Origin of the sequence: Selenomonas sputigena ATCC 35185, from assembly GCF_000208405.1 — a bacterium.
Taxonomy (GTDB): Bacteria; Bacillota; Negativicutes; order Selenomonadales; family Selenomonadaceae; genus Selenomonas; species Selenomonas sputigena.
Genome location: NC_015437.1, coordinates 2,040,662 through 2,063,896 on the forward strand (window position 1 = coordinate 2,040,662; position 23,235 = coordinate 2,063,896).

Annotated in this window: 24 protein-coding genes and 2 tRNA genes; 6 read left to right on the forward strand and 20 right to left on the reverse strand. The window is 58.5% G+C overall.

Annotated elements, in window-relative coordinates; genetic code table 11:
• Positions 1-78 precede the first annotated feature (78 nt).
• Positions 79-540: an IS200/IS605 family transposase gene (tnpA, locus tag SELSP_RS09365; protein ID WP_013740972.1), complete on the forward strand. Its 462-nt coding sequence runs from the start codon at positions 79-81 to the stop codon at positions 538-540.
• A gap of 236 nt (positions 541-776) precedes the next feature.
• On the opposite strand, the gene hpf is transcribed toward tnpA, so the two are convergent.
• Positions 777-1,322 carry a ribosome hibernation-promoting factor, HPF/YfiA family gene (gene hpf / locus SELSP_RS09370; protein WP_006190997.1) on the reverse strand — a complete coding sequence of 182 codons (546 nt, stop codon included), beginning with the start codon at positions 1,320-1,322 and terminating at the stop codon, positions 777-779.
• A gap of 129 nt (positions 1,323-1,451) precedes the next feature.
• On the opposite strand from hpf, the gene SELSP_RS09375 reads away from it, so the two are divergent.
• Positions 1,452-2,495, forward strand: a complete 1,044-nt coding sequence (locus SELSP_RS09375; RefSeq protein ID WP_006190996.1) for a hypothetical protein — start codon at positions 1,452-1,454, stop codon at positions 2,493-2,495.
• A gap of 210 nt (positions 2,496-2,705) precedes the next feature.
• Here SELSP_RS09375 and SELSP_RS09380 read toward each other — a convergent pair whose 3' ends face one another.
• The 16 genes from SELSP_RS09380 to SELSP_RS09455 form a co-directional block, all read right to left on the reverse strand.
• Positions 2,706-2,906, reverse strand: a complete 201-nt coding sequence (locus SELSP_RS09380) for a cold shock domain-containing protein (protein WP_006190995.1) — start codon at positions 2,904-2,906, stop codon at positions 2,706-2,708.
• 410 nt (positions 2,907-3,316) lie between these two features.
• A complete protein-coding gene (aroB, locus tag SELSP_RS09385) occupies positions 3,317-4,405 on the reverse strand; it encodes a 3-dehydroquinate synthase (protein ID WP_006190779.1) in 1,089 nt (362 codons plus the stop codon).
• Position 4,406: 1 nt separating this feature from the next.
• Positions 4,407-4,937, reverse strand: a complete 531-nt coding sequence (locus tag SELSP_RS09390; protein ID WP_006190778.1) for a shikimate kinase — start codon at positions 4,935-4,937, stop codon at positions 4,407-4,409.
• 1 nt (position 4,938) lies between these two features.
• Positions 4,939-6,093 (reverse strand): chorismate synthase, encoded by a 1,155-nt coding sequence (aroC, locus tag SELSP_RS09395; RefSeq protein ID WP_013740975.1) that lies wholly within the window; start codon positions 6,091-6,093, stop codon positions 4,939-4,941.
• A 277-nt stretch (positions 6,094-6,370) separates the two neighbouring features.
• Positions 6,371-6,892, reverse strand: a complete 522-nt coding sequence (gene pilO / locus SELSP_RS09400) for a type 4a pilus biogenesis protein PilO (RefSeq protein ID WP_013740976.1) — start codon at positions 6,890-6,892, stop codon at positions 6,371-6,373.
• Between the two features lie 26 nt (positions 6,893-6,918).
• Entirely contained in the window at positions 6,919-8,082 is a 1,164-nt protein-coding gene (locus tag SELSP_RS09405; protein ID WP_232362331.1) for a PilN domain-containing protein, read from the reverse strand.
• Between the two features lie 21 nt (positions 8,083-8,103).
• Positions 8,104-8,577, reverse strand: coding sequence for a hypothetical protein (locus tag SELSP_RS09410; RefSeq protein ID WP_013740978.1), 474 nt, complete (start codon positions 8,575-8,577; stop codon positions 8,104-8,106).
• Positions 8,564-9,157: a PilW family protein gene (locus SELSP_RS09415; RefSeq protein ID WP_013740979.1), complete on the reverse strand. Its 594-nt coding sequence runs from the start codon at positions 9,155-9,157 to the stop codon at positions 8,564-8,566. Before SELSP_RS09415 ends, SELSP_RS09410 begins: the two co-directional genes overlap by 14 nt.
• A 10-nt stretch (positions 9,158-9,167) precedes the next feature.
• Complete coding sequence (locus SELSP_RS09420; RefSeq protein ID WP_006190770.1) at positions 9,168-9,563, reverse strand: hypothetical protein; 396 nt, start codon at positions 9,561-9,563, stop codon at positions 9,168-9,170.
• Positions 9,560-10,042: a prepilin-type N-terminal cleavage/methylation domain-containing protein gene (locus SELSP_RS09425; protein ID WP_006190768.1), complete on the reverse strand. Its 483-nt coding sequence runs from the start codon at positions 10,040-10,042 to the stop codon at positions 9,560-9,562. Before SELSP_RS09425 ends, SELSP_RS09420 begins: the two co-directional genes overlap by 4 nt.
• Positions 10,042-10,611, reverse strand: coding sequence for a prepilin peptidase (locus tag SELSP_RS09430; protein ID WP_006190767.1), 570 nt, complete (start codon positions 10,609-10,611; stop codon positions 10,042-10,044). Before SELSP_RS09430 ends, SELSP_RS09425 begins: the two co-directional genes overlap by 1 nt.
• Before the next feature lie 2 nt (positions 10,612-10,613).
• On the reverse strand, positions 10,614-11,144 hold the full coding sequence (locus tag SELSP_RS09435; RefSeq protein ID WP_013740980.1) for a competence type IV pilus major pilin ComGC: 531 nt from the start codon (positions 11,142-11,144) through the stop codon (positions 10,614-10,616).
• A 52-nt stretch (positions 11,145-11,196) separates the two neighbouring features.
• Entirely contained in the window at positions 11,197-12,390 is a 1,194-nt protein-coding gene (locus SELSP_RS09440) for a type II secretion system F family protein (RefSeq protein WP_006190764.1), read from the reverse strand.
• Positions 12,391-12,422: 32 nt separating this feature from the next.
• The gene (locus tag SELSP_RS09445) at positions 12,423-13,472 is read right to left on the reverse strand and encodes a type IV pilus twitching motility protein PilT (protein ID WP_006190762.1); all 1,050 of its coding nucleotides are present in this window, start codon (positions 13,470-13,472) and stop codon (positions 12,423-12,425) included.
• Positions 13,459-14,802 (reverse strand): GspE/PulE family protein, encoded by a 1,344-nt coding sequence (locus tag SELSP_RS09450; protein WP_006190760.1) that lies wholly within the window; start codon positions 14,800-14,802, stop codon positions 13,459-13,461. The genes SELSP_RS09445 and SELSP_RS09450 overlap by 14 nt, the downstream gene beginning before the upstream one ends.
• A gap of 210 nt (positions 14,803-15,012) precedes the next feature.
• Entirely contained in the window at positions 15,013-15,903 is an 891-nt protein-coding gene (locus SELSP_RS09455; protein WP_013740981.1) for a shikimate dehydrogenase, read from the reverse strand.
• 267 nt (positions 15,904-16,170) lie between these two features.
• Here SELSP_RS09455 and trpD point away from each other — a divergent pair, with 267 nt between their 5' ends.
• From trpD to SELSP_RS09475, 4 genes are all read left to right on the forward strand, one after another.
• On the forward strand, positions 16,171-17,190 hold the full coding sequence (gene trpD, locus SELSP_RS09460) for an anthranilate phosphoribosyltransferase (RefSeq protein ID WP_006190755.1): 1,020 nt from the start codon (positions 16,171-16,173) through the stop codon (positions 17,188-17,190).
• A gap of 171 nt (positions 17,191-17,361) precedes the next feature.
• The gene (locus SELSP_RS09465) at positions 17,362-18,639 is read left to right on the forward strand and encodes an NAD(P)/FAD-dependent oxidoreductase (RefSeq protein WP_006190753.1); all 1,278 of its coding nucleotides are present in this window, start codon (positions 17,362-17,364) and stop codon (positions 18,637-18,639) included.
• A 308-nt stretch (positions 18,640-18,947) separates the two neighbouring features.
• A complete protein-coding gene (locus SELSP_RS09470) occupies positions 18,948-19,760 on the forward strand; it encodes a TPM domain-containing protein (RefSeq protein ID WP_006190751.1) in 813 nt (270 codons plus the stop codon).
• Between the two features lie 145 nt (positions 19,761-19,905).
• Positions 19,906-20,469, forward strand: a complete 564-nt coding sequence (locus SELSP_RS09475; protein ID WP_006190749.1) for a LemA family protein — start codon at positions 19,906-19,908, stop codon at positions 20,467-20,469.
• 53 nt (positions 20,470-20,522) lie between these two features.
• Here SELSP_RS09475 and SELSP_RS09480 read toward each other — a convergent pair.
• The 3 genes from SELSP_RS09480 to SELSP_RS09490 all read right to left on the reverse strand — a co-directional run bounded on the left by SELSP_RS09480 (position 20,523) and on the right by SELSP_RS09490 (position 23,207).
• A tRNA-Met gene (locus SELSP_RS09480) sits at positions 20,523-20,599 on the reverse strand.
• Between the two features lie 2 nt (positions 20,600-20,601).
• Positions 20,602-20,687 (reverse strand) — tRNA-Tyr (locus SELSP_RS09485).
• 294 nt (positions 20,688-20,981) lie between these two features.
• Positions 20,982-23,207: an alpha-galactosidase gene (locus SELSP_RS09490; RefSeq protein ID WP_013740983.1), complete on the reverse strand. Its 2,226-nt coding sequence runs from the start codon at positions 23,205-23,207 to the stop codon at positions 20,982-20,984.
• Between the last annotated feature and the right edge of the window lie 28 nt (positions 23,208-23,235).

Sequence of the window (23,235 nt, forward strand, 5' to 3'; positions counted from 1 at the left end):
AAATGGTTATACCAAAAACACCTTTCCGGGTAGTATACTAAGGTTGTTCAAGCCAGTATACAGAAAGGAAAGGTGCTTATGGCACAGAAAGCTAATAGTTTATCGCATACAAAGTGGCTGTGCAAGTATCACATCGTGTTTACGCCTAAATACCGTAGGAAAATCATCTACAATCAGTATAAAGCGAGCATCCGTGACATTTTAAGGCAACTTTGTGCATATAAAGGTGTAGAGATTTTGGAAGGACACTTGATGCCCGATCATGTGCATATGTTGGTAAGCATTCCGCCGAAACTTAGTGTATCACAATTTATGGGATATCTCAAAGGGAAAAGTGCGTTAATGATATTTGACAAACACGCCAATTTGAAATACAAATTTGGCAATCGGCACTTTTGGGCAGAAAGATACTATGTGAGTACGGTTGGCTTAAATGAAGCAACCATTCGCAAGTATATCCAAGAGCAAGAAAGGCATGATGTTGCGATGGATAAGTTGAGTGTGAAGGAATACGAAGACCCTTTTAAGGGTAGCAAGTAGTACAAACGCCCTTTTAAGGGCGGTGACGAGTCAAGAGCAATCTGGCTTGAACGTAGTGAAAGCCAGCGTCTTTAGACGCTGGCTGGTAACTGCCCCTTATAGGGGCGAGCAAACCACCCGTTTGACGGGTGGTCATGATTTATCATGAAAGCCCAAGAAGTCAAGCCCGTAGGGCGCACAGTGAAAAGCCCGCCGGCGCGAAGCACCGGCGGGCAGTCAAGCACAGAATACAAAACTTAATTTCCCGGCTCGATCAGCGCGTACTTGCCGTCCGTGCGGCGATAAACGACGTTGATCTCCTCCGACTCAGCGTTACGGAACACGAAGAAGTTGTGGTTCAAGAGGTTCATCTGCATGATTGCCTCCTGCACATCCATGGGCTTCACGACGAAGCGCTTCGTCTTCACGAGCGGGAACTCGCCTTCCTCCTCCTGTACGGGAATCGCACCCATCTGCTGCACGGCCTCTTCTTTGAAACCGCCGCCGCGGAAACGCTTGGCAAGGCGCGTCTTCTGCTTGCGAATCTGACGCTCAAGCTTCTCGACGACGAGGTCGATGGAGGTGTACATATCCATCGTGGCCTCCTCGCCCCGGAGCAGAACACCACCCGGGATGGGCACAGTGACTTCGACAATATGGCGTCCTTTGGAAACCGTGAGGAGCACCGAGATTTCGCCCACCTCGTCGAAATACTTCGTGATTTTGCCGACACGCTTCTCGACATAATCCTTGAGCGACGGGGTGATCTCAATGTTTTTCCCTCGTACCGTGAATGTGGCCATAGTGACATGTCCCCTTTCCTGTATCTTCTGCTGTATATATTCTCCCTCCGCTCGTAAAACCCTTCTTTTGGAAAAGAATGTTTCTGAAAATTTTCACGAGGGTCATCCTATGCGTTTTCACTGGCTCGAATGAATATTCAATGCTATAATAAGAACAAAGAAGGTGATTTCGTGCAGCAAGAAGACCGTGCCGTGACGGCGAGTCATGTGCCGCTTTACCAAAATCCAACTTATGACCAACACGCCAAACGCCTGCTTTCACAAAGAACCATCATGGCTCGGCTGCTCAAGCGAACCGTGCCGGAATTCAAAGATGTCGCCATCGCTGACATAGCCGAAAAGTACATCGAAGGTTCGCCGCAAATCAGCGAGATTCCCGTTGCGCGGGACAAGACGAATGCCGCAAGGAACGCGCTGCATACGCCAAAAGAATTTCTTGGCGATGCCACGGAAAGTGTCGGCATCACAGAAGGCTGGATTCGCTTCGACATCCACTTCCACGCACGTGCTCCAAAATCAGGCGAACTCATCACCTTGATCATCAACGTCGAAGCACAGAGAACGCAGCGTCGATCAAAACTTGGTTACGCACTTTTGCGCCGTGCCATCTACTATGCAAGCCGTTTGCTTTCTTCTCAAAAGGAAACGGAGTTCACAGGCTCTTCTTATGACGAAATCAAGAAAGTCTACTCCATCTGGCTCTGCATGGATGCTCCCGATGGCAATAGCGCCATCAATCGCTACGATATCAACGAGCATCACGTTCTAAACCGTCACAAGGAAAATCATACCGATTACGACCTGATGAGCATTGTAACGATTTATCTTGGCGAAGAACGAAAATCACACGAAGATTGGCTCATCCGCTTCTTGCGCCTCTTGTTCAAGAATACAAGAATGACGATGGCAGAGAAAAAGAAACTTCTGAAAGATGAGTTTGATCTGGATACGACTACCGATATAGAGGAGGAGTTGAGTACAATGTGCAATTTGAGTACGGGGATTTATGAACAGGGAATCGCGCAAGGAATTGAGCAGGGAATCGAAACCAATCGCACGGCGACTGTCCTTTCGATGCTCAAAGAAAATTTACCCATTGAAATGATTGCACGCATCACAAATTTATCGACAGACAGGATACGTGCCTTAAAAATGGAGAACCAACCATCTTGAACGAATATAAATTACCTGAAACCTAAGGCCGGCACATGAAGCGAACCGCTCCGCTCCATGTGCCGGCCTCCGATTTCTCTTTCAGCGACTCGTTCCCCTCGTTTGAAAACAAAAGAACCGACTCCAAACGGAGCCGGTCTTTGCCAAACTTCAGAAAACGCGTGGTTCAATCAACGTTCTCTGAGGGAGCACGACATGCTTTCGCGCAGCTTACGCCGTCTTCACGACATTGGAAGCCTGCGGGCCGCGTGCACCTTCGACGATCTCGAATTCTACGCCCTGACCCTCAGCCAACGTCTTGAATCCATCGCCCTGGATTGCAGAGAAATGGACAAAAACATCATCGCCGTCTTCCCTCTCGATGAAACCATAGCCCTTTTCTGCGCTGAACCATTTGACCTTACCAACCATAGTAATTCCTCCTGTTTCTTGGTGTGTTGCAGAACCGCGCCTGATACTCACGCAATTTCATTATAGACCCTGCCGTCTAATCTGTCAATCAAATAGGAGGAAATGATTACGAGGCCGCCATATTTTTTCTAAGGGAGCGCTGATAAAATGAGGTCGCCCAGATTTGCACAGATGCGCTGTATCTATAGCGGTCAACGTCAGCCAATCATGCGACGCGCTTCGCGCTTGCATTCTTGGGACGTTTTCGCATACGAGCCGTTGCCCAATCGCCTGCGTCCTTCGGACTTGGCTCTTGGACGGCTCAGCAAGGAGACAAACCGCAGGCGTAGCGGTGCTACGTCGAGGATTTGTCGACGACGAGAGGACAGCGCAGATGTGTGAAGATGGGCGGCTGAATTTATCAACGCTCCCTAAAATCTCAAGCAGCGCGCCATCGCCGTACGCACGATGCTCTCTGGCACATCGTCTCGCACGCAGACCTTGCCGATGCCTTCCATGAGCACCCAGTTGACCTTGCCGTCGACCGTCTTCTTGTCGTGGAAGATCGCCGCATAGAGGCCTTCGACCGTGCAGCCTTCGGCGAATAGGGGCAGTCCCAGACGCTCTGTCAGACGGCGCACGCGCAGGACGTCGGCATCATCGATCATGCCGAGCGCCTCGCTGATGTAGGCCGCGCCCAAAGAACCGATGGCGACGGCCTCGCCGTGATTGTAGCGCGCATAGCCTGTTTCCTTCTCGATGGCGTGGGCAATGGTGTGCCCGTAGTTTAAAATGCGGCGCAGACCGCCTTCCTTCTCGTCCTTGGCGACAACCTCCGCCTTGATTTCGCACGAGCGCTCGACCATGAAGAGCGCCGCATCATGCGAAAGGCGCAGTGCGTCTGCCGCATGATCTTCGAGAGCGGCAAAAAAATCTGCGTCGAAAATGATGCCATACTTAATGATCTCGCCGAGTCCCGTGCGGATCTCGCGCTCGGGCAGAGTGGCGAATGTCGCGAGATCGGCGAAAACAGCAGCGGGCTGGTAGAAAGCGCCGATGAGATTCTTGCCGAGTCGATGGTTGACGGCGACCTTGCCGCCGACGCTTGAATCGACCTGCGCGAGAAGGCTCGTCGGCAGCTGCACGAAAGGAACGCCGCGCATGTACGCCGCAGCGATGAATCCCGCGAGGTCGCCGACGACGCCGCCGCCCAAGGCGAATACGGGCGAGCGGCGGTCAAGTCCCAGCTCGATGGCGTGTGTGAAAATCTCATCTGCAACGGCAAGCGACTTCGAGGCTTCGCCTGCGGGCACGAGATGGAGCGCAGGTTCCAATCCTGCCTCGCGCAAGGCTGCCAATGTCCTCTCGCCATAAATCTTCCCGACATTTTCATCGGAGATGACGAGCGCCTTGTGTGAGAAATTCTGCGCCTTTACGAAATCGGAGATTTCCGGCAGAAGATCCTCGCCGATAAAGATGTCGTAACTCGATGCGCCAAGTTCCACGCGCACCTTGTGCATCTCACGCACGAAAAACACCTTCCCTCTTCAAATAGCCGGCGATGTCGTCGACGACCTGCAGCGGTGAAAGATCGCTCGTGTCAACGCTGTAATCCGCGACATCATAAAGCTCCCTGCGCTCCGCCATGAGGTCTGCCACCGCCTGCCGGCGATCTCCTGCATCCTTTGCGTCGAGCACGGGGCGGTCGCCCACATGAGCCGTGCGCGCGAGCACGACGTCAACAGAGGCCGTCAAGCAGATGATCGCACCGTTCTCCTTGAGCAGCGCCACATTCGCCGCGTCCTTGACCGTGCCGCCGCCCGTCGAAATCACGAGAGCACGGCGCTTGGCCGTGCGCCTGACCGCCTCCCTTTCCAAAGCGCGGAAAGCCGCCTCACCCTCAGAGGCGAAGATCTCGGGAATCGAACGCCCCGCCTCTTCCTCGATCATGCGGTCGAGATCGACGAAGGCGCGGCCGAGACGCTGTGCAAGTGCACGTCCCGTGCTCGTCTTGCCCGTGCCCATGAAGCCGATCAATACGACGTTCTTCATCTCACGCCTCCTCCGTGCGCTTCTTGTACGCTTCGACATCCGCTTTCATGTCGCGCATATTGTCGCTGTCAAACTTCTCGATGAAGGCTTCGGCGAGCACGAAGGCCGCCATCGCCTCGCCGACGACAGAGGCGGCGGGCACGGCGCAGACGTCGCTGCGCTCCTTCGAAGCGAGCACGGGCGCTTTTTTTTCGATGTCAACGGAATGAAGTGGCTTCATCAGCGTCGGAATCGGCTTCATGACGGCGCGAATGACGATATCCTCGCCGTTCGTCATGCCGCCCTCAAGGCCGCCCGCGCGGTTCGTCCTGCGCACAACGGAGTCGTTCTCACCCAAGAACATCTCGTCGTGCGCCTCGCTGCCAGGGAGTGCCGCATAGCCAAAGCCTGCGCCGATCTCGACGCCCTTGATGGCCTGGATCGACATCAAGGCAGCGGCAAACCGCGCGTCGAGACGCCTATCCCACTGGATGTGGCTGCCGAGTCCGAGCGGCGCACCCGCAATGCGTACCTCGAAGATGCCGCCGAGCGTATCGCCCGCCTCTTTCGCCGCGCGAATCTTCTCTTTCATGCGCTCTTCGGCCTCAGCGTCAAAGCAGTTGAGTTCCGACGCCGCCTTATGCGCCGCGCCCGTCTCGCGCTTGGCCGCATCAGCGGCGACGCCGCCGATGTCGAGCACGGCGGATTCGACCGTGACGCCGAGTGCGAAGAGCAGCTCCTTCGCCACAGCGCCGACGGCGACGCGCATCGCCGTCTCTCTCGCGCTCGCCCGCTCCAAGATGTCGCGGATGTCTTCACGCGCGTACTTCCGAACGCCCGTGAGGTCTGCGTGTCCGGGGCGCGCCGCCGTCACCTTCTCACCGTGCGCCTCGCCGAACGCCGCCATACGCTCCTGCCAGTTCTGCCAATCGCGGTTCTCGACCGAGAGCGTAATAGGAGAACCGAGCGTCTCGCCGAAGCGCACGCCCGAGAGAATTCGCACCGTATCCGTTTCGATCTTCATGCGTCCGCCGCGCCCGTAGCCCTTCTGACGACGCGCCAAATCACGGTTGATGTTTTCCAATTTCAGCGAAAGCCCCGCCGGAATGCCCTCCAAGATGGCTGTCAAAGACGGGCCGTGTGATTCGCCCGCCGTTAAAAAACGCAATGTGCTCAATATGATTTCCCACTTTCAAAAATATAACCTTCCAACTTTATTTAGTCTACTATGAAAGTCCAAGAAGTCAAGCCCAAAGGGTGCAGACTGATTGGATAACTTTCGTTAAGGGCGGCGCACAATGTCCACGAAGTGGACGTTTGTGCGTGTAGCTTACTATGAAAGTCCAAGAAGTCAAGCCCAAAGGGCGTAGACTGATTGGATAACTTTCGTTAAGGGCGGCGCACAATAGGAAGCGTCCCCTGTGCAACCCCTAAAACATCTGCTGAGGAGACGTTCATTCCTTCTCGGCAAAAATCGAAAGCCGCATCTTCACATGAAGCCTGCCGTCCTCGCTCTTGATCTCCGTGCTCTCCATGCGGACGAAGCGCTCGCTCTTTTCCAAATCCTTCAGGAAGGCGAGCAGATGAAAATAATCGCCGTCCAACTCCACATCGAGCGGCAGGCGCGAAACGCCGCCCTCCTCTTCAATCTGCCCGGGCGCAACGGCGGCGAGCATCAGCTTTTCATGCTGCGCTTCGCGCTCCAAGAGCGCGAGGAAATCGCCCTGCCCCATGCGAGCGGGCAGGCGTTTTTCCAACGCGGCGCTGCGTTCGGCACGCGCTTTTGCGCGTTCCGCCCCGTCGCCGTGTGCGTTCATGAAGTTCTGCACGGCGATGAGCGCTTCTTGTTCCTTCGCCGCTTCTTCTTCCAGCCTCGCGATTTCCGCACGCTGCGGCAAAAAGCACAGTCGGAAGAATGCCGCGCAGAGAAGCAGCGCCAGCGCAAAGATTGCCGAGAGAAGCATCTTTGACCGCATTTCTTCATCCTTTCTGGAAAATTCCCTCATATCTTCAATTCCAACGAAAAATAAATGAGCGAGCCTCCCGCCGCTTCTTGCTTGCGCTCCGACTTCTTCAGCACGGGAGCCGCCCGGAAGAAGCCCTTGTCCTCCTCCAACACGCGCACGAAATCCGCCAGAGCGTCGTAACTCGTCGCCGCGCCCTCAAGCTCGACCGCATGACCGTCGACGACGCGCAGTCCGCGAATCCAAGCGCCTTCGACCGTGCGCGTGCCGAAGTGTACCAAGAGGCTGCGGCACGGCAGAGCGCCTTTCGACAAGGAAATGAGCTGGCGTTCCTTTTGCGCGACACGTCCATCCTCCTGCGCCTCTTGCTCCATGCGTGCCCTCTCAGCGGAAAGGAGCGTCATCTCGTGCGCGGTTTTCTGCACCACTCCCTGCAGCTCATGAATGCGCCAAGCGTTCCAGCCATAAATCGACGCCATGCAGAAGAAGAAAATGCCCGCAAGCAGGGCGGCCAGCCTGCCGAATGCCCAATCTGCCGGACGCATCAACTCGGGCAGCAGTTCCAAGTGATTTTTCTCTCGCGAAAGAAGTTCCTGCGCCGCCAGAAAAGCAGCCCCATCCTCTTCCTGCGGCAAATCGTCCGCCGCCAAATTCATTCCATCTGCGGCAAAAGTACCCGGCACTTGCCGCCCTGCTCCTGTCGGCAAGAAGCACAGGGACGCAAGGCAGAGTCCCTCATGCGAGAAAGCGCGATGAATTTCCTGCGCCTTTTCGCGCGGCAAGGCCGCCAGAACGACCTCCCTCTCGCCCACGCGCCGAAAATCCAGCGAGTACGCCGCCTCCTCACGGGCATCCGGCAGACTCGCGAGCAAGTCCCAACGCGCAGCCTCGCGCATCTCCCGCTCGGACAAAGGAGGAAACTCCCTGCTGTAGGAAAAGACCTCGTCTTCCGTCAAACAGACGGCGATGCGGCTCTTCTCCCAGACGCGCTTGGCAAGGGCAACTTGGATGACGCCCGCCGCCTCCTGCCAAAGCGATTCCTTTGCCTCCATCGGCGGCAAGGGAAGATGCAGCGTCTCCTCCCTGCGTTGAAATTCTTCCGTCCCTGCAAGACAGGCGAGACAGATTCCGCCATCCGTCAAAGAGACGCCCACTGCCCCGCGCTGCGGCTCACGCAACAGCGCACGCATCTTTCTCAGCACGTTTCGCAAAGCATCGCCTCCTCACCTCTCCCAGCGCACGAATGAGAGCCGCGTCCCATCAAGGCGATAGAGCGCCGCCGCATACGCACGCTTGCCGGAAATCTCCGCTGCCGCCTGCCGCTCACTCCCCGCCCTCGGCCAGCTTGCCGCCGTCAGCAAATATGCCGCGCCGTCTGTCGTATCTTCTGTCGGCAAACGCTTGGCCGTCACGCGATAGAAAGCGTCATTTGTCTCCAAAAGACCGGACGCCGCCTCCACCTCAGCCGCTCCCTCCTCCAACTGCCGCCGAAGAGCCGCCACCTCTTCCAACTGCGCCGCGCCCAGCCGCACACCGCTCCGCGCAGCTTCCAGAAGGCGCGTCGTCTGCACGGCCTCCCGCGCGGCGAGACGGTTGTGCCCGGAGAGCACGAGCAGCGCCGCCGTGCCCGCGAGCAGCAGCAGGACGGCGGCGAGGGCGAAGGCAGACGCCATGCCGCATTCATCAAGTCTTGCCACCTTGCGCCTCCTTCTCTTCCTTCTCTTTCGGCGGCAGACAAATGTCGGTCGAAAATGTCACGCGCTTCTTCGTGCGCCGATTCTCCCCCGTGAGACTCAGGTGCAGAAGCCCTTTGTCCGGCACACATTGAAAATCGACGACGGCCAGATTGCCGAAGACGTTGCTGCCGCCCGTCATGGGCTGCGGCGCGTAGTAGCCATGGTCTTCGCCCGATACCTTCTTGCTGATGTACGGCGGCTGCCCCTTCCTGCCCTCACGCAGCACATAGTCCGTCGTCGATTTCTTCCCGTTGACATGCCGTTCAATATGAAGTTCATACGGCGCGCTGCACTCGATGTGCGTCGCCATCGACGCATCCTGCGCGATGCGCTCAAGCGTCAGGCGCATCTCCTGCTGCAGTTCCCAGTCGCCCAGGAGCACGACATAGCTCTTGAGAAAGGACAGCCATACCGCGAAAAGGCTGACGAGCAGCACGACGTAAACGGGAAAGCTCGTCAGAAACTCCAGCAGCACATAGCCTTCCTCCTTCAAGGCAGAAGCGCGGCTCTCCTGGCACGTCCCGCACGATTTCTCCCGCACGGTTCTCCCCCTATCGTCCGCCACCGAACTGCACCGTCCTTTCAAGGGAAAGTTCCTGCACTTCCCCTTTTTCAAGCCATGTCACGCGCACGCTCGCCTGACAAACGGAAGGACTCGCCCCCGGAGCAGAAAGTTTCGGCGTCAAAGTGAAATTCCTGCCATTTGCCTCGGCTTCATGCGGCTGCCGTTCGCCCAACGACGCGCCGCTTCCCTGCGCCCTCGCCTGCTGCTCCAATCGCGCCAGCTCCGCCTCTGCCAAGAACATCGCGCTCGTTTCCGCCTCGCTGTGCGCCAAGAGGGCGGCAGAGCGCTCCAAAGCTGCGAGCGACGCCACGGCAAAAAGCAGCAGGAAGGCGAGCACGGCGACCTCTGCGGCGAGAAAGCCGCCCTCGTCCAACCGCTTCATGGCAATCGCCTGCTTTCCGTGCGCACGCGCCCCGCCTCATCGATGATGACGTCGAGCGAATAGTGCGGCGACTGCAGCTCGATCGTGTGTCCCAAGGCGCTCGTCCCGCTCGGATCGCCCGATGAGTCAAACGAATACGTCGCCGCAGACTGCGCACTCGAACCGCTCGGCACGGCGTAGACGTCTTCGGGAAAGGAATGCGTCAGAACCTCGCCCGCCGCCCACGGCAGAAGGAAATAGTAGCGATGCGCCTCCACGACGAGTTTCGGGCGCAGCCTCCATTCGCCCTTGCCGTCCGCCGTGCGCTCCGTGCGCGAAACCTCCTGCAGATAGCGGAAATCGCTCGCCAAAAGCGCCGCCTCGCGCTCCAAGCGCATGCGCTCCGTCACGCGCACGACGGGCACGGAAAGCGCCGCAACGAGCGCGAGAACGAGGCAGACGACAAGCAATTCCAACAGGGTGAAGCCTTCCTCCTTCATCACAGAAGCCCTCCATAAAAGGCAAGAAGATCGTCGGCAAAAAGCAGGGAAAGAACCGCGCCCAAGGCAAGAAACGGCGCGAAGGCGATGCGTCGCCCGCGCTTTTCGCGCCCGAAGAGCAGCAGGCAGAAGGCTGCGAGTCCACCGCTGAAAAAGGCGAGGAAGAGCGCGAGCGCGACGCCCTCCAAGCCGAGCCAAAGTCCGAGAGCGAAGCTGAGCTTCACATCGCCGCCGCCCATGCCGCCGCGAGAAACAAGGCGCAGGAGGTAAAGGAAGCCGCCAGCGAGAAAAGCGGCGAACACGAAGTTTTCCAGCGGCAGAGCGCCTGAAAACAGCGAGAACGCAATGCCGATGACGCAGAACGGCAAAACGAGGCGGTCAAAAACGAGGCCGTGCCGCCAGTCGAGCAGGGAGATGCGCCAGAGAAATGCGAAGAAAAGCCAGCGCTGGAAGAATACCATGCCGAAACCGTCCATGCGCCAGAGAAACAACGCCGCACAGAGCGTCCCGCCGACAAATGCCGCCTCGCCGCAAAAGGGCAGCGGCTTCACGCGCTGAAAACCGTGCATCGTCAAGTGCCCGACGCTTCTTTCTTTTCCGCCCTGCCAAACGCCTGAAGGGGGTGCTCGTCAAGCGTCGCCTGCAGTTCTCCATTCACTTCCTTCAGCGCGTAACTCGCACCCGCCTGCTGTGCCTCCGTTTTATCGCGCAGAAAATATTTTCCCGATGGCGGCTTCAGTGCGTCGAGATTGACAACATACTCCTTCAGCTGATCCAAAGTCTTCGGATTGACGCCCTTTTCCGCACGATAAAGCCCCACCGCCGTGTTGAGCGTGCTGAGGTCGGCCTGAATCTTCGACGTGTTCGCGAGCGTCATCGACTGCGAGAACTTCGGCACGGCGACGGCGGCGAGCACGCCGATGATGCAAATGACGAGGAGCATTTCAAGGAGCGTGAAGCCCTCCTCGCCTAAGGGGCGGCGCTTCTTTCGGCCGCTCCTGCATCGGCTCTCGTCCCGCGCCTCGAATGCGCCGGCCATCGCCCCCTGCCGCCCGCTCTCCTTCTGCCGCATTTTCTTTTTGAGCAGCATACATCCGTACATACGACATCCCTCCCATCCCAAAATCTTCAACTGTCCTACGATGCAATCCTTTTCAATAGCCGTAAGAGCCAATCATCTCCAACAATGGCAGAGCGACCGCAAGGACGACCGTTCCGACGACCGCTCCCAGAAAGAGCACGAGCAGCGGTTCCAACATCGCCTCCATGCGCTCGGCGCGCATCTCGCCCGCAAAGCGGCAGAAATCCGCCGCCTTTTCGAGCATCGCCGCAAGCTCGCCCGTATGCTCGCCCGCACGCACAAGCTCCCAGACGAGCGGCGGCACGACGCTGCCCGCCAAGGCGGCGGCCAGCGTGCCGCCGCGCTCGACCTCGCGCCTCGTCCTCGAAAAGAGCGCGGCGAGGAAGCGGTTCTGCACGACGCCTTCGGAAGCGGCAAGCGCCTCGTGCAGCGCACTGCCGCTCTCCATGAGGACGGCGAGCGTGTCGAAGAGCGTCATAAGCTCCAAATCGAGGCGCAGCCTGCCGAAAAGCGGCAGGCGCAAAAGAAGGCGGTCAGCGAAAAAATGCAGCCGCCTCTCGCGATAGAGAAGCCGAAGCGCCAAGGGGAAAACGAAAAGAGCCGCAAGGACTGCGACGCCGTGCCGCTCGAAGAGACTGCCGATTCCGAGCACGAGGCGCGTGGGCAAGGGCAGCTCCACGGCAAGACCGTCGAGCATGTGGACGAAGTTCGGCAGCACGAAAATGAAGATGAACGTCACGGCGAACATCGCCGCCAATGCGAGCAGCGCAGGATAAACGAGCGCCGTCTGCAATTTCTCCCGCACGCGCCAGCTCTTTTCCTCCTTGTCGGCGAGACGCTTCAACAGAGGCTCCAGACTGCCGCCCGCTTCCCCCGCACGGACGAGGGAGGAAATCGCCGGCGGGAACACCTCGCCGTGCTGCGCCATCGCCTCGGCGAGCGTCGCGCCATGCGCCATGCGCCGCGCCATATCCGAAAGCATCGCACGCCTCTTTTGCGGCGCATCCGCCGCGAGGAGCTGCAGGCTTTCGTTCGCGGCAAGTCCCGCCGCAAGCATCAGCGCCAACTCGCGGCAAAACACCATGGCGTACTTGCGATCCGCCGCGCGGCGGCGGGCGAGATGCAGCACAGACTTTCGCCGCAAAGCCACGGCGAAGAGTCCGTGCGCCTGAATGAGCCGCGCTGCCTCCGTGCGCGTGGCGGCTTCCACCTCGCCTCGCCGCAAGTCTCCCGCTTCCGTCCGCGCCGTATAAGAAAAGGACGCCAAATCGCCGCCTCCCTTCGCGCAAGCCCCCTGTACTAGCGCCCCTCGCCAAAGGCGTCGCCGTCGGCAAGCGCCGCCTCTGCCGCTTCGCGTGTAATCTTGCCCGCGCGAAGCAGTCCCTCGACGGACTGCGCCATCGTCTGCATGCCCTGCGCCCCACCCGAGAGGATTGCGCCTCGGAGCTGCGCGACCCTGCCCGTGCGGATGAGGTTTCGCACGGCGGGCGCGGCGACGAGCGCTTCGGCCGCCAGCACGCGCCCGCCGCCCGACTGCGGCAGAAGCCGCTGTGAGAAAATGGCGCGAAGCACGAGCGCGAACTGATGGCGCATCTGCTGCTCCTCGCCCGCGAACATCCCCTCGATGCGAAGGACTGCCTCCGCCGCATCCCTCGTGTGAAGCGTCGCCAGAACGAGGCAGCCCGACTCCGCCGCCTGCAGCGCGATGCGCACCGTTTCGCGCTCGCGCATCTCTCCGATGAGAATCACGTCGGGATCTTCTCGCAAAGCATCCCGAAGCCCCACCGGAAACGACGGAAAATCCCTGCCGAGCGTGCGCTGGCTGATGAAGCAGCGCTTCGGCACGAAAGCGTACTCGACGGGATCTTCCAGCGTGATGATGTGCGCGGCGCGGCTTTTGTTCATCTCCTCGATAAATGCCGCAAGCGTCGTCGACTTGCCCGCTCCCGTGCGCCCGCCGACGAGAATCAATCCGTCCTGCGCCCGAAGAAGCGAAAAAAGAGCAGGCGGCACGCCGAGGCTCGAAAGCGCCGGAATCTCGCGCGGCAGGAGGCGCACGGCAATCGCCCAAGAACCGCTCATGCCGTACACATGCGCACGACAGTGCCTCTCTTCGAGCGCGAGGGAAAGATCCAGACTCTTCTCCTGCCGCAGACGCTCTTGCTCCGCCTCGGTCAGAATATGCGCGAGAAAATCCTGCAGCTCCTTCTGCGTCAAAGAATCCTCCGACAGCGGCGTCATCTCGCCGTCGAGCCGCAAAAACGGGCGCTGCCCCGCCGCTAGATGCACGTCCGACGCCCCTCGCGCAAAGCCTTCGGCGAAGATGCCCGCTATCCTAGACGCCGCCATCGTCAGCCCCTCCGCAATCCCCTCTCGCCGCTCCCGAAAAAGTTCCAGAAAAATCCGCTGCATCCGCCTCACCGTAGAGCACGCGCACCACCTCCGAAAGCGTCGTACGGCCTTGCAGCGCCTTTTCTATGCCGTCCTCCGCCAGCGTCCTCATCCCCTGCCGCCCGGCAAGCTCGCGCATCTCCTCAAGCCCCGCTCTATGCACGATTGCCTGCTGCAGAGCCGCGTCGACGACAAGCAGTTCCTGCAGCGCGAGCCGCCCCGAAAAGCCCGTGCCGCCGCAAGATGCGCAGCCTGCCGCTCGCCACAGCCGTCCGGTCGACGATACCCCCTCGGCCCATGCGGGAAGCGCCTCCTCGGACGGCTCGCGGCAGTGCGGGCACAAGCGGCGCACGAGGCGCTGCGCGACGACGCCCGTCAGAGCCGCCGCGAGAAGATACGCGGGCACGCCCATGTCGAGCAGACGGAAGACCGCGCCGAGCGCGTCCTTCGTATGCAGCGTCGAAAAGAGCAGATGACCCGTCAGCGCAGCACGCACCGCCATCTCCGCCGTCTCCGCATCGCGGATCTCGCCGAGCACAATCTCGTCGATGTCCGAGCGCAGCATGGCGCGAAGCCCTGCTGCATACGTCATGCCAGTCTTCTTGTTCACCTGGATCTGATTGACGCCCTCGATGCGATACTCGGGCGGATCTTCGATCGTCATGATGTTGCGTTCGGGCGTATTGATCTCCGAGAGAGCCGCATAGAGCGTCGTCGTCTTGCCCGAATTGACCGGTCCTGTAATCAGAACCATGCCGCCGGGCTGATGGCACAGGCGGCGGAAAAGCATCTCATTCTGCACGGAAAATCCGAGATTCCCGACGGAAAGAAGCGCATGCGAGCGGTTCAAGATGCGAAGAACCGCCTTCTCCCCCGCGAGAAGCGGCAAGGTCGCCAGACGAAGATCGACGGCTTCGCCGCCCTCAGGCGGCATGTACGATATGCGCCCGTCCTGCGCCACGCGGCGCTCCACGCTTTCAAGATGTGCCATGACCTTCAATCGCGCAAGCAAAAACGCATGCACCTCCCGGGGGATCGGTGCATGCGTTTCCAATAAACTTCCATCAACACGGTAACGGATGCGGACGGCGCCCTCGAAAGGCTCTATGTGGATATCGCTCGCCCGCAGGCGCAGAGCCTCCGCGATCATGCGATCGACAAACTCCACGACGGGCACGCGTCCCGGCTCTCCCTGCCTCGGCAGAGCACGGCTCGCACTTCCCGTGCGCACGCTCTGTACGAGGCGATGGAGCAGCCTCTGATACGAATCCTCTTCTGTCCTCTGCATCTTCGAGCCTCCAAAAGACTGCGGAATCACGGATAAATTCGGTCACCCGTCTTCACACATTCGGGCGACCTCATTGATCCGCGCTTCCTTATCCATGAACATCTTGCTTCGGCTTTCGTGCTGACTTTCTTTTCTTTATGCCTTTGTTGATTTATTGCAGATTGTTTCTTCTTGCTTTATTGCTTTCCTGCCTTTTATTCCGCCGCTTTGTCATTTCGTCTCTGCTTCATTCTTTGCCGCTTGCTTCTCTTTTCCTTCCAGCGCCTCGCGCAGGGCGTGCGTCATCACGGCAAAATCCGCCTCTCGTCCCGTCCACAGGCGAAACGCCGCCGCCCCCTGACCCACGAGCATCGCCTCGCCGTTCAGCGTCGGGCAGCCCAGCGACTCCGCACGCTGCAGGAACTGCGTCTTCGCGGGCGTATAGATGATGTCATAAAAAAACGTCCGTTCATGCACTGCTTGCCAAGGAACGGGCGGCATCGCCTGCGTCTGCGGCGCCATGCCGAGCGGTGTCGTATTGACGACGAGAGCCGCCTTCCTGACGGCTTCCTCGAACGCCGCCTCGTTCCAGTCGAGAGCGCAGACCTCGCCGTACTGCGCGAACTCCTCAGCCAAGGAACGCGCCTTCGGGGCATTTCGCACACCGAGCGTGACCTCCGCCGCGCCCGAGCGCAGCAAACCGTAAAGCGCCGCGCGTGCCGCGCCGCCCGCGCCCAAGAGCACGACGCGCTTTCCCTCGACGGAAAAACCGCGCGCCGCAAGCGCACCGAGGAATCCCTCCACATCGGTGTTGAAGCCCTTGAGACGGCCTGCCTCGCACACGACCGTATTGACCGCCCCGATGGCACGCGCCGCTTCATCCACCTCATCCAACAGAGGCAAGATCGCCGACTTGTGCGGAATCGTCACATTGAAGCCGCGAAACCCCAGCGCACGAAGGCCGCGCACGCCGTCTTCCAGCCTCTCTGGCAGGACGGGCAGGGCGACATAGGCATAGTCCAACCCCACCGCCCGAATCGCCGCATTCTGCATCGCCGGCGAAAGCGAATGCCCGATCGGCGAGCCGATGACGGCAAGATTTTTTGTCTTCCCTGTAAACATCATTGTACTCTCCTTTATTGTAGCAAGCAGCACTTTCTTCCACAATAGGGGATTTATCCTAGAATTTTGAAAATTTTCCTACTATCTGCTTGTCTGCCACTTTTTTGTTCATCATAATCCTAGCAAGGAAACATCTTTTTGTAAAGAGCGCCTTCCTACGCATCGCCCTTTGTTGCAAAAAACCTACTGCCATAGTATACTAAATGACATTCAACCTTGCCATGTCAAACTGCAGGGACATATCCGACAGCAAAGGAGCGCTATGCCATGATAAAAGAAGCCATCCAAAAGATCGTCAGCAAGCACGATCTGACCTATGAAGAAGCTTACTGCGTAATGAACGAAATCATGAGCGGCAAGACGAGTCCGACCGAGAACGCCGCCTACCTCGCCGCACTCTCGACGAAGAGCGCCAAGGCCGAGACGACAGCAGAAATCGCCGGCTCTGCCGCCGCCATGCGCGAGCATGCGCTCGCTGTCGAGCATCCTGGCATCGACGTGCTTGAAATCGTCGGTACGGGCGGCGATCATGCAGGCAGCATCAATATATCGACGACGGCCTCCTTCATCATCGCCGCCGCCGGCATCGCCGTCGCCAAGCACGGCAACCGCGCGGCGTCATCGAAAAGTGGCGCCGCCGACTGCCTCGAAGCGCTCGGCGTCAACATCGACCTAGCGCCCGAAACATGCACAAAGCTTCTCAAGAGCATCGGCCTGTGCTTCATGTTCGCGCAGAAGTATCACACTTCGATGAAATACGTCGGCGCCATCCGCAAGGAACTCGGCATCCGCACCGTATTCAACATCCTCGGCCCCTTGACGAATCCCGCGCGTCCCGAGCGCATGATTCTCGGCGTCTACGATGAATATCTGCTGGAGCCGCTGACCCGCGTGCTCATCGACCTCGGCGTTCAGCGCGGCATGGTCATCTACGGCACGGACTGTCTCGATGAGATCTCCATCAGCGCCCCGACGAAGGTCTCCGAGTTCAAGGACGGCTGGTACAAGACGTACACGATCGCTCCAGAAGACTTTGGTCTTGAGCGTGCCGAGAAGACGGCGATCGTCGGCGGCATGGCGAAAGAAAACGCCGCCGTGACGCGTGCTATCCTCACGGGAGCGCAAGGCGCGAAGACCGACATCGTGCTTTTGAATGCCGGCGCCGCCATCTACATCGGCGGCAAGGCCGACTCCATCAAGGAAGGCGTCGAAAAAACCCGCGCGCTCATCGAAAGCGGCGCGGCGGAGAAGAAACTGCAGGAGTTCATCAAACAGTCGAATGCCTGAGGACAGCCCCCCAAGCCGCAGTCTTGGGGGGCTTCTTCACGCCTTTCCCACTGTTATTTATATCAATATAAATTATTGATATGTTACATTTCTATAAAAACAGTATATAATAAAGAATACATGAGATTCACAATATTCCCCACAAGATTTTCTGGAAAGGCGGTATGAATCATGACGGAAAAGGCAGCGAAACCACGCATCGTCATCTTGGGCGGCGGCATTGCAGGCATACGCGCAGCGCGAAAGCTCGCGAACGAGGCGGTCGATGTCCTCATCATCGACCACAACAACTATCAGGTTTTTCAGCCGCTGCTCTATCAGGTGGCAACCTCGATGCTCTCGGCGGACGAGGTCATCTACCCGATCCGCAGCTTCTTCCGCAGCGCTTCGAACGTCAACTTCCTGCTCGCCGAAATCGAGGGAATCGACGCAGCAGCGCAGACCGTGCGCACCGATCAGGGTGATATCGGCTACGACCACCTCATCATCGCGCTCGGCTCGACGCCAAACTTCTTCGGCTCGAAAAGCATCGAGGAAAACTCCCTGCCCTTGAAGACGCTCGTCGACTCCATCGAGATTCGCAGCCACGTCCTCAAGGTTTTCGAAGAAGCCTCGCGTGAAACGGATGCGGCAAAGCGCAAGGCTCTTCTGACCTTCGTCTTCGTCGGCGCGGGTCCCATCGGCGTCGAAGGCTCGGGCGGCCTCTCAGAGCTCATCTACGACGTCTTTCAAAAGGAGTACCATACGATCGACTTCAGCGAGGTCGAAATCCATCTCATCGGCGCAGACCCCGGCGTCCTCATGATGATGCCGGAGAAACTGCGCGACGAGACCGTGCGCGTGCTCGAAAAGAAAAAGGTCGCCGTGCAGTGCTCGATGATGGTCACGGACTACGACGGCGAAACGCTTCGCTACAAGCCCTTCAGCGCTCCCAAGGACGCGCCGCTGCAGGAAATCAAGACGCGCACCGTCGTCTGGGCGGCGGGCGTGCGCCCCGTCGACTGCCTCGACGGACTTGACGTGCAAAAAGACCGTGGCCGCCGCATCATCGTCGATGACACGATGCACGCCATAGGCTTCGAGAACGTCTACGCCGCCGGCGACTGCTCAAGCTTCACGCCGCCCGAAGACGAGCGCCCGCTGCCGACGCTCGCGCCCGTCGCACTCGCCGAAGGCGACGTCGCCGCCGCCAACATCCTGCACAAGCTCAAGGGCGAGCCGCTTGAGCATCTCGACTACAAGAGCAAGGGCGTCATGGCGATCATCGGCAACAGCGAGGCCGTCATGTCCGCCGGTCCTCTCGTCGGCAGGGGCTTCCTCGCATGGTCGGCATGGCTTTGGATTCACCTTCTGACGAAGGCGGGCTTCCATGCCAACGTTTCCGTCACATTCAAATGGTTCTTCAACTACCTCTTCGGCACGCGTCTCGGACGCATGATCACGCGCTAACCCTCATGAATCGCAAACAGCCCGCCAAGGCGCAAAGCCTTGGCGGGCTGTTTTGTCAACACAAGGATATCGGCACGATCAAATTCTTCTCTTCAACTAAAATGTGATAGGATTTTATTGGGGTCGAAAAACAGAATATTGGCAAGGACTTCATTTCAAACCATGGCTACATTAAGAACTCTGTCTGATATACGACCGTTTTCCCGTATGCTATAATAAGCGGAAATTATCGCATATCGTTCATACCATTTTTCTCTTTCTTCCTGCTCCCCCACAGGAGACAGGCATTACGAAAGGATGTGAAGCGAATGAACACACCCCGCACACACCAACAGCTGTGCGCCCTCCTCTTCATCATCGTCAGCCTCCTCGCACTTGCCGGCCCATCCGCTGACGCCGCCGTACTTCCTAAGCCTTCGCAGCGCGAATACATCGTCGACACGGCAGGCATCGTTTCAGCAGAGGATTGCGCACAGATCGAGAAGATCGGCGAAGAGCTGCGCGAAAAGACGAAGGCGGAAATCGTCGTCGTGACCGTCGCCACCTTGGACGGCACAGACATCGAATCGTACGCAAACGAACTCTTCCGCAGCTGGGGCATCGGCAACGCGAAGCAAAGCAACGGAGTCCTTCTGCTCATCGCCAAGGACGACCGCAAGTTCCGCATCGAAGTCGGCTACGGGCTTGAAGGCGAAATCACGGACGGCAGAGCGGGCGAGATCCTTGACAAGATGAAGCCGTACTTTCGCGATGAGAAGTACTCCGAGGGCGTGCTCAATGCCTATCAGAAGCTCGCCGCCTACGCCTACCGTGCTGCAGGAGTCACACCGGGCGCTGATGTGAGCGAGACGCTTGAAGAAGCGTCCACGCATGAAGAAGAGGAACCGAGCATTCTGATGAATGTCTTCATCTTCTTCCTTGCCATCGTCGGCATGATTCTGCTCGGCGTCATCCTGAACTGGCTTCTCGGCATCCTCAACCAAGCGCTCGGCCCCGGCGGTGGCTCCTCGAGCGGCGATTACGGCGGCGGCTACGGCGGCGGCTCTTCCAGCGGCAGTTCCTCGCGCGGCGGCTACGGCGGCGGCTCTTCCGGCGGCGGCGGCGCATCGGGCGGCTGGTAAGCTACACGCACAAACGTCCACTTTGTGGACATTGTGCGCCGCCCTTACAGAAGCCTAGCCAATCGGTCTGCACCTGCGGCTTGACCTCTTGGGGCTTCATGGTAAACTACACGGTATTTTGCAGGAATAGAAAGGAGTTTTCAACATGAACAAAGGACTGATCGCGCTCGGCGCTGTCGTCGTCGTCATTATCTTCATCCTCGGCGGAGCCATCTCCCTCTACAACGGACTGAAAGAGGCGGAAATCAGCGTCGACGCATCGTACGGACAGGTCGAGAACCAAATGCAGCGGCGCAGCGACCTCATCCCGAACCTCGTGAACACGGTCAAGGGATATGACGTACACGAGAAGGCCGTCATTGAGGAGGTCGTCAATGCACGCGCCAAACTCGCAGGTGCGCAGGACGTCGAGCAGATGGATGCGGCAAACGCCGAACTCACAGGCGCACTCGGCCGCCTCTTCGCCATCGCCGAGGCATATCCCGATCTCAAGGCAAACACACAGTACCTCGAACTCATGCGCGAGCTGGCCGGCTCGGAAAATCGCATCGCCGTCGCACGCCGCGACTACAACGAGGCAGTACGCCAGTACAACATGAGCATCTCAACCTTCCCCGGCGTATTCTTCGCCGGCTTCATGGGCATGACGAAGAAGCCCCAGTTCCAAGCGAAGGAGGGCGCAGACGCCGTCCCTGAAGTGAAGTTCTAAGAATCACACGCAAAAAGCCCCCGCACCTTTCGGCGCGGGGGCTTTACATTTCATGGTGGCGGCACAGAGATTTGAACTCCGGACACTGCGGGTATGAACCGCATGCTCTAGCCAACTGAGCTATGCCGCCGCTGGTGGGCAGGGATGGATTCGAACCATCGTAATCCGAAGATGACAGATTTACAGTCTGTTCCCTTTAACCACTCGGGCACCTACCCATGAATGCCCCGTGCAAGACGAAGCATTGTCATTATAGCGGCTTTTGGGCAGGCTGTCAAGCGAGGATTTCATAAATCTGAGAAAATCGCGCGCGGTTAGTCGTAAAATGAAATCGGACACGTAAAAAGGACAAGCAGAAGCAGCACGCCTTGGTTAGACACTTCATCCCTAAAGGCAAAGACATTGCCGCCGTATCCGACTATACTGTACAGAAAGCCGCGGATTGTATCAACTACAGACAGCACATATAGAACGGGCATCCGCAAAGATGCCTGTTTTTGTAGCTGGAAAGATTATTCAACAGCCTTCAGCACATAAATGCGCGACTCAAAATCCACCGTCAATCCGTTCTCCGCAATCGGTTCGCCCGCCGTGCCGTCCGTCGTGATAAGCCCGTAGTTCATCAGCTCGTCGCCGTAGCAGCGCACACCGTTGCGGCGATTTTCATAGAGGACATCCGGCAGGAGTCCCGCAAGCTTCACGCGCTCGAAGCGATAATTCACGCGGTTCAGTGTGCGATACCATCCGACAATCGCCGTCTTCCGATCCGCACTCACGCTCATCCACGCCATGACATTATTTTCAAAGGGGCTTTGCAGGCGATAGAACGTCCCGTACTGGAAGATTTCCCGATACTCCTTCATAAAGGAAACCTGTTCTTTGACCTCTGCAATCTCCTCTTCCGTCAATTTGTTCAAATCGAGCTCATAGCCGAACGTTCCGAAGTATGCCGTATTCGCACGCGTGTGCAGCGGCGTCATGCGGTTCATCTGATGGTTCGGCACGACGGAGACATGGCTGCCCATGCTGCTCACAGGATAGCACATGGATGTGCCGTACTGGATCTTTTGCCGCTCGGCGGCATCCGAATTGTCGCTCGTCCACGCCTGCGGCGCATAGTAAAGCATACCGGGGTCAAAGCGGCCGCCGCCCGAAGCGCAGGACTCGAAGAGCACATGCGGGAACTTCGCGGTCAGGCGTTCGTAGAGCTCGTAAAGGCCGAGGATATAGCGATGGAACACCTCGCCCTGCTGATCGGCAGGCAGCGCATGCGACCAGCATTCCGTGATGCTGCGGTTCATGTCCCATTTCACATAGGAGACCTTGCCGCTCGCGAGAATCGCCTCCACCTGCCCATAGATGTTGTCGACCACCTCTTGGCGCGAGAAATCGAGCACGCACTGCGAGCGTCCGAGCGACTTGCGCCGTCCCGGTACGGAAAGCACCCAGTCGGGATGCGCACGATAGAGATCGGAGTCCTCGTTGACCATCTCAAGCTCGACCCAGATGCCGAACTTCATGCCGCGCGCCTCGATCTTCTCCGCAAGTCCGTCGATGCCGTTCGGCAAACGGTCGCGGTTTACCGTCCAGTCGCCCAGTCCCGCATAGTCGGAGGTGCGCGCACCGAACCAGCCGTCGTCGAGAACGAAGAGCTCGATGCCGCACTCCGCCGCCTTGTCCGCTATCTTGAGCAGCTTCTCTTCCGTAAAGTCAAAATACGTCGCTTCCCAGTTGTTGATGAGAATCGGGCGCACCTTGTCGCGCCACGGTCCGCGCGCCAATCGCTTCTGATAGAGACGGTGATACGTCTGACTCATGCCGTTGAGTCCCGCATCCGTCCAGACGAGAACCGCCTCGGGCGTCTGGAACTCTGCGCCCGGCATAAGCTTCCAGTCGAAATCCGTGCTGTGAATACCCGCCTGCAGACGTGTCACACCGTGGTTGTCGACCTCGGCAAGCATCTCGAAATTCCCGCTGTAGACGAGGCTCATCGCCAGCGCCTCACCGCATGTCTCCGTCGTCCCGCGACGCAGGAGCGCTGCAAAAGGATTGTACTGTCCCGAAGAGTGCCCGCGGCGGCTGCCAATCGCCGTGATGCCCGTTGCGAGCGGACGAATCTCAATATGACGCTCGCGTGACCAAGCCCCCGTCAGTTCCAGCCAATCGTACTCCGTATCGGGCAAGTCAATCGACATGCTCATGACCTTCTGCAAATGCAGCACTTCCTTGCCCTCATTGATGTAACGCACACTGCGCGCGATGGCACCGCCCTCGGCAAATATGGTATAGAGAAGCTCGGCACGCAGTCCCGTCAATTCGTCCTTCACCTCGACGATGAGCGTCTTTGCCTCCGTCTCCGCCTCCGTATATGTCGCGGGCAGCCCTGCGAGTTTCGGCTTGCCGTCCATGACGCGATAGCCTGCATACTGCAGATCGAGGATACGGCTGCCGTTTTCCTGAAGAACATTCAGCGCAGGGCGGCGAAAATCCGACGAGCCGTACGTCGGCAATTCCTGGCGGATCGCGTCCAGCGAGTAGCTGCGCGTATCCGCAAAGACACATGCCGTCATGCCGCGGTGCGCACGCTCGAAGATGTGCTCAAACCCCTCACGGTCGCGAAGCGCCTTGCCATAATAGAGCGAACCCAGCCCGCCATGGGGCAGCACCATGAAGATGTAACTCACGGAATCGTTGAAGAGATGAAAGACCCTGCCCTGCTCATGATAAACGATGTTCATGCAATTTCCCCCTTCACTTGCAGCCTTT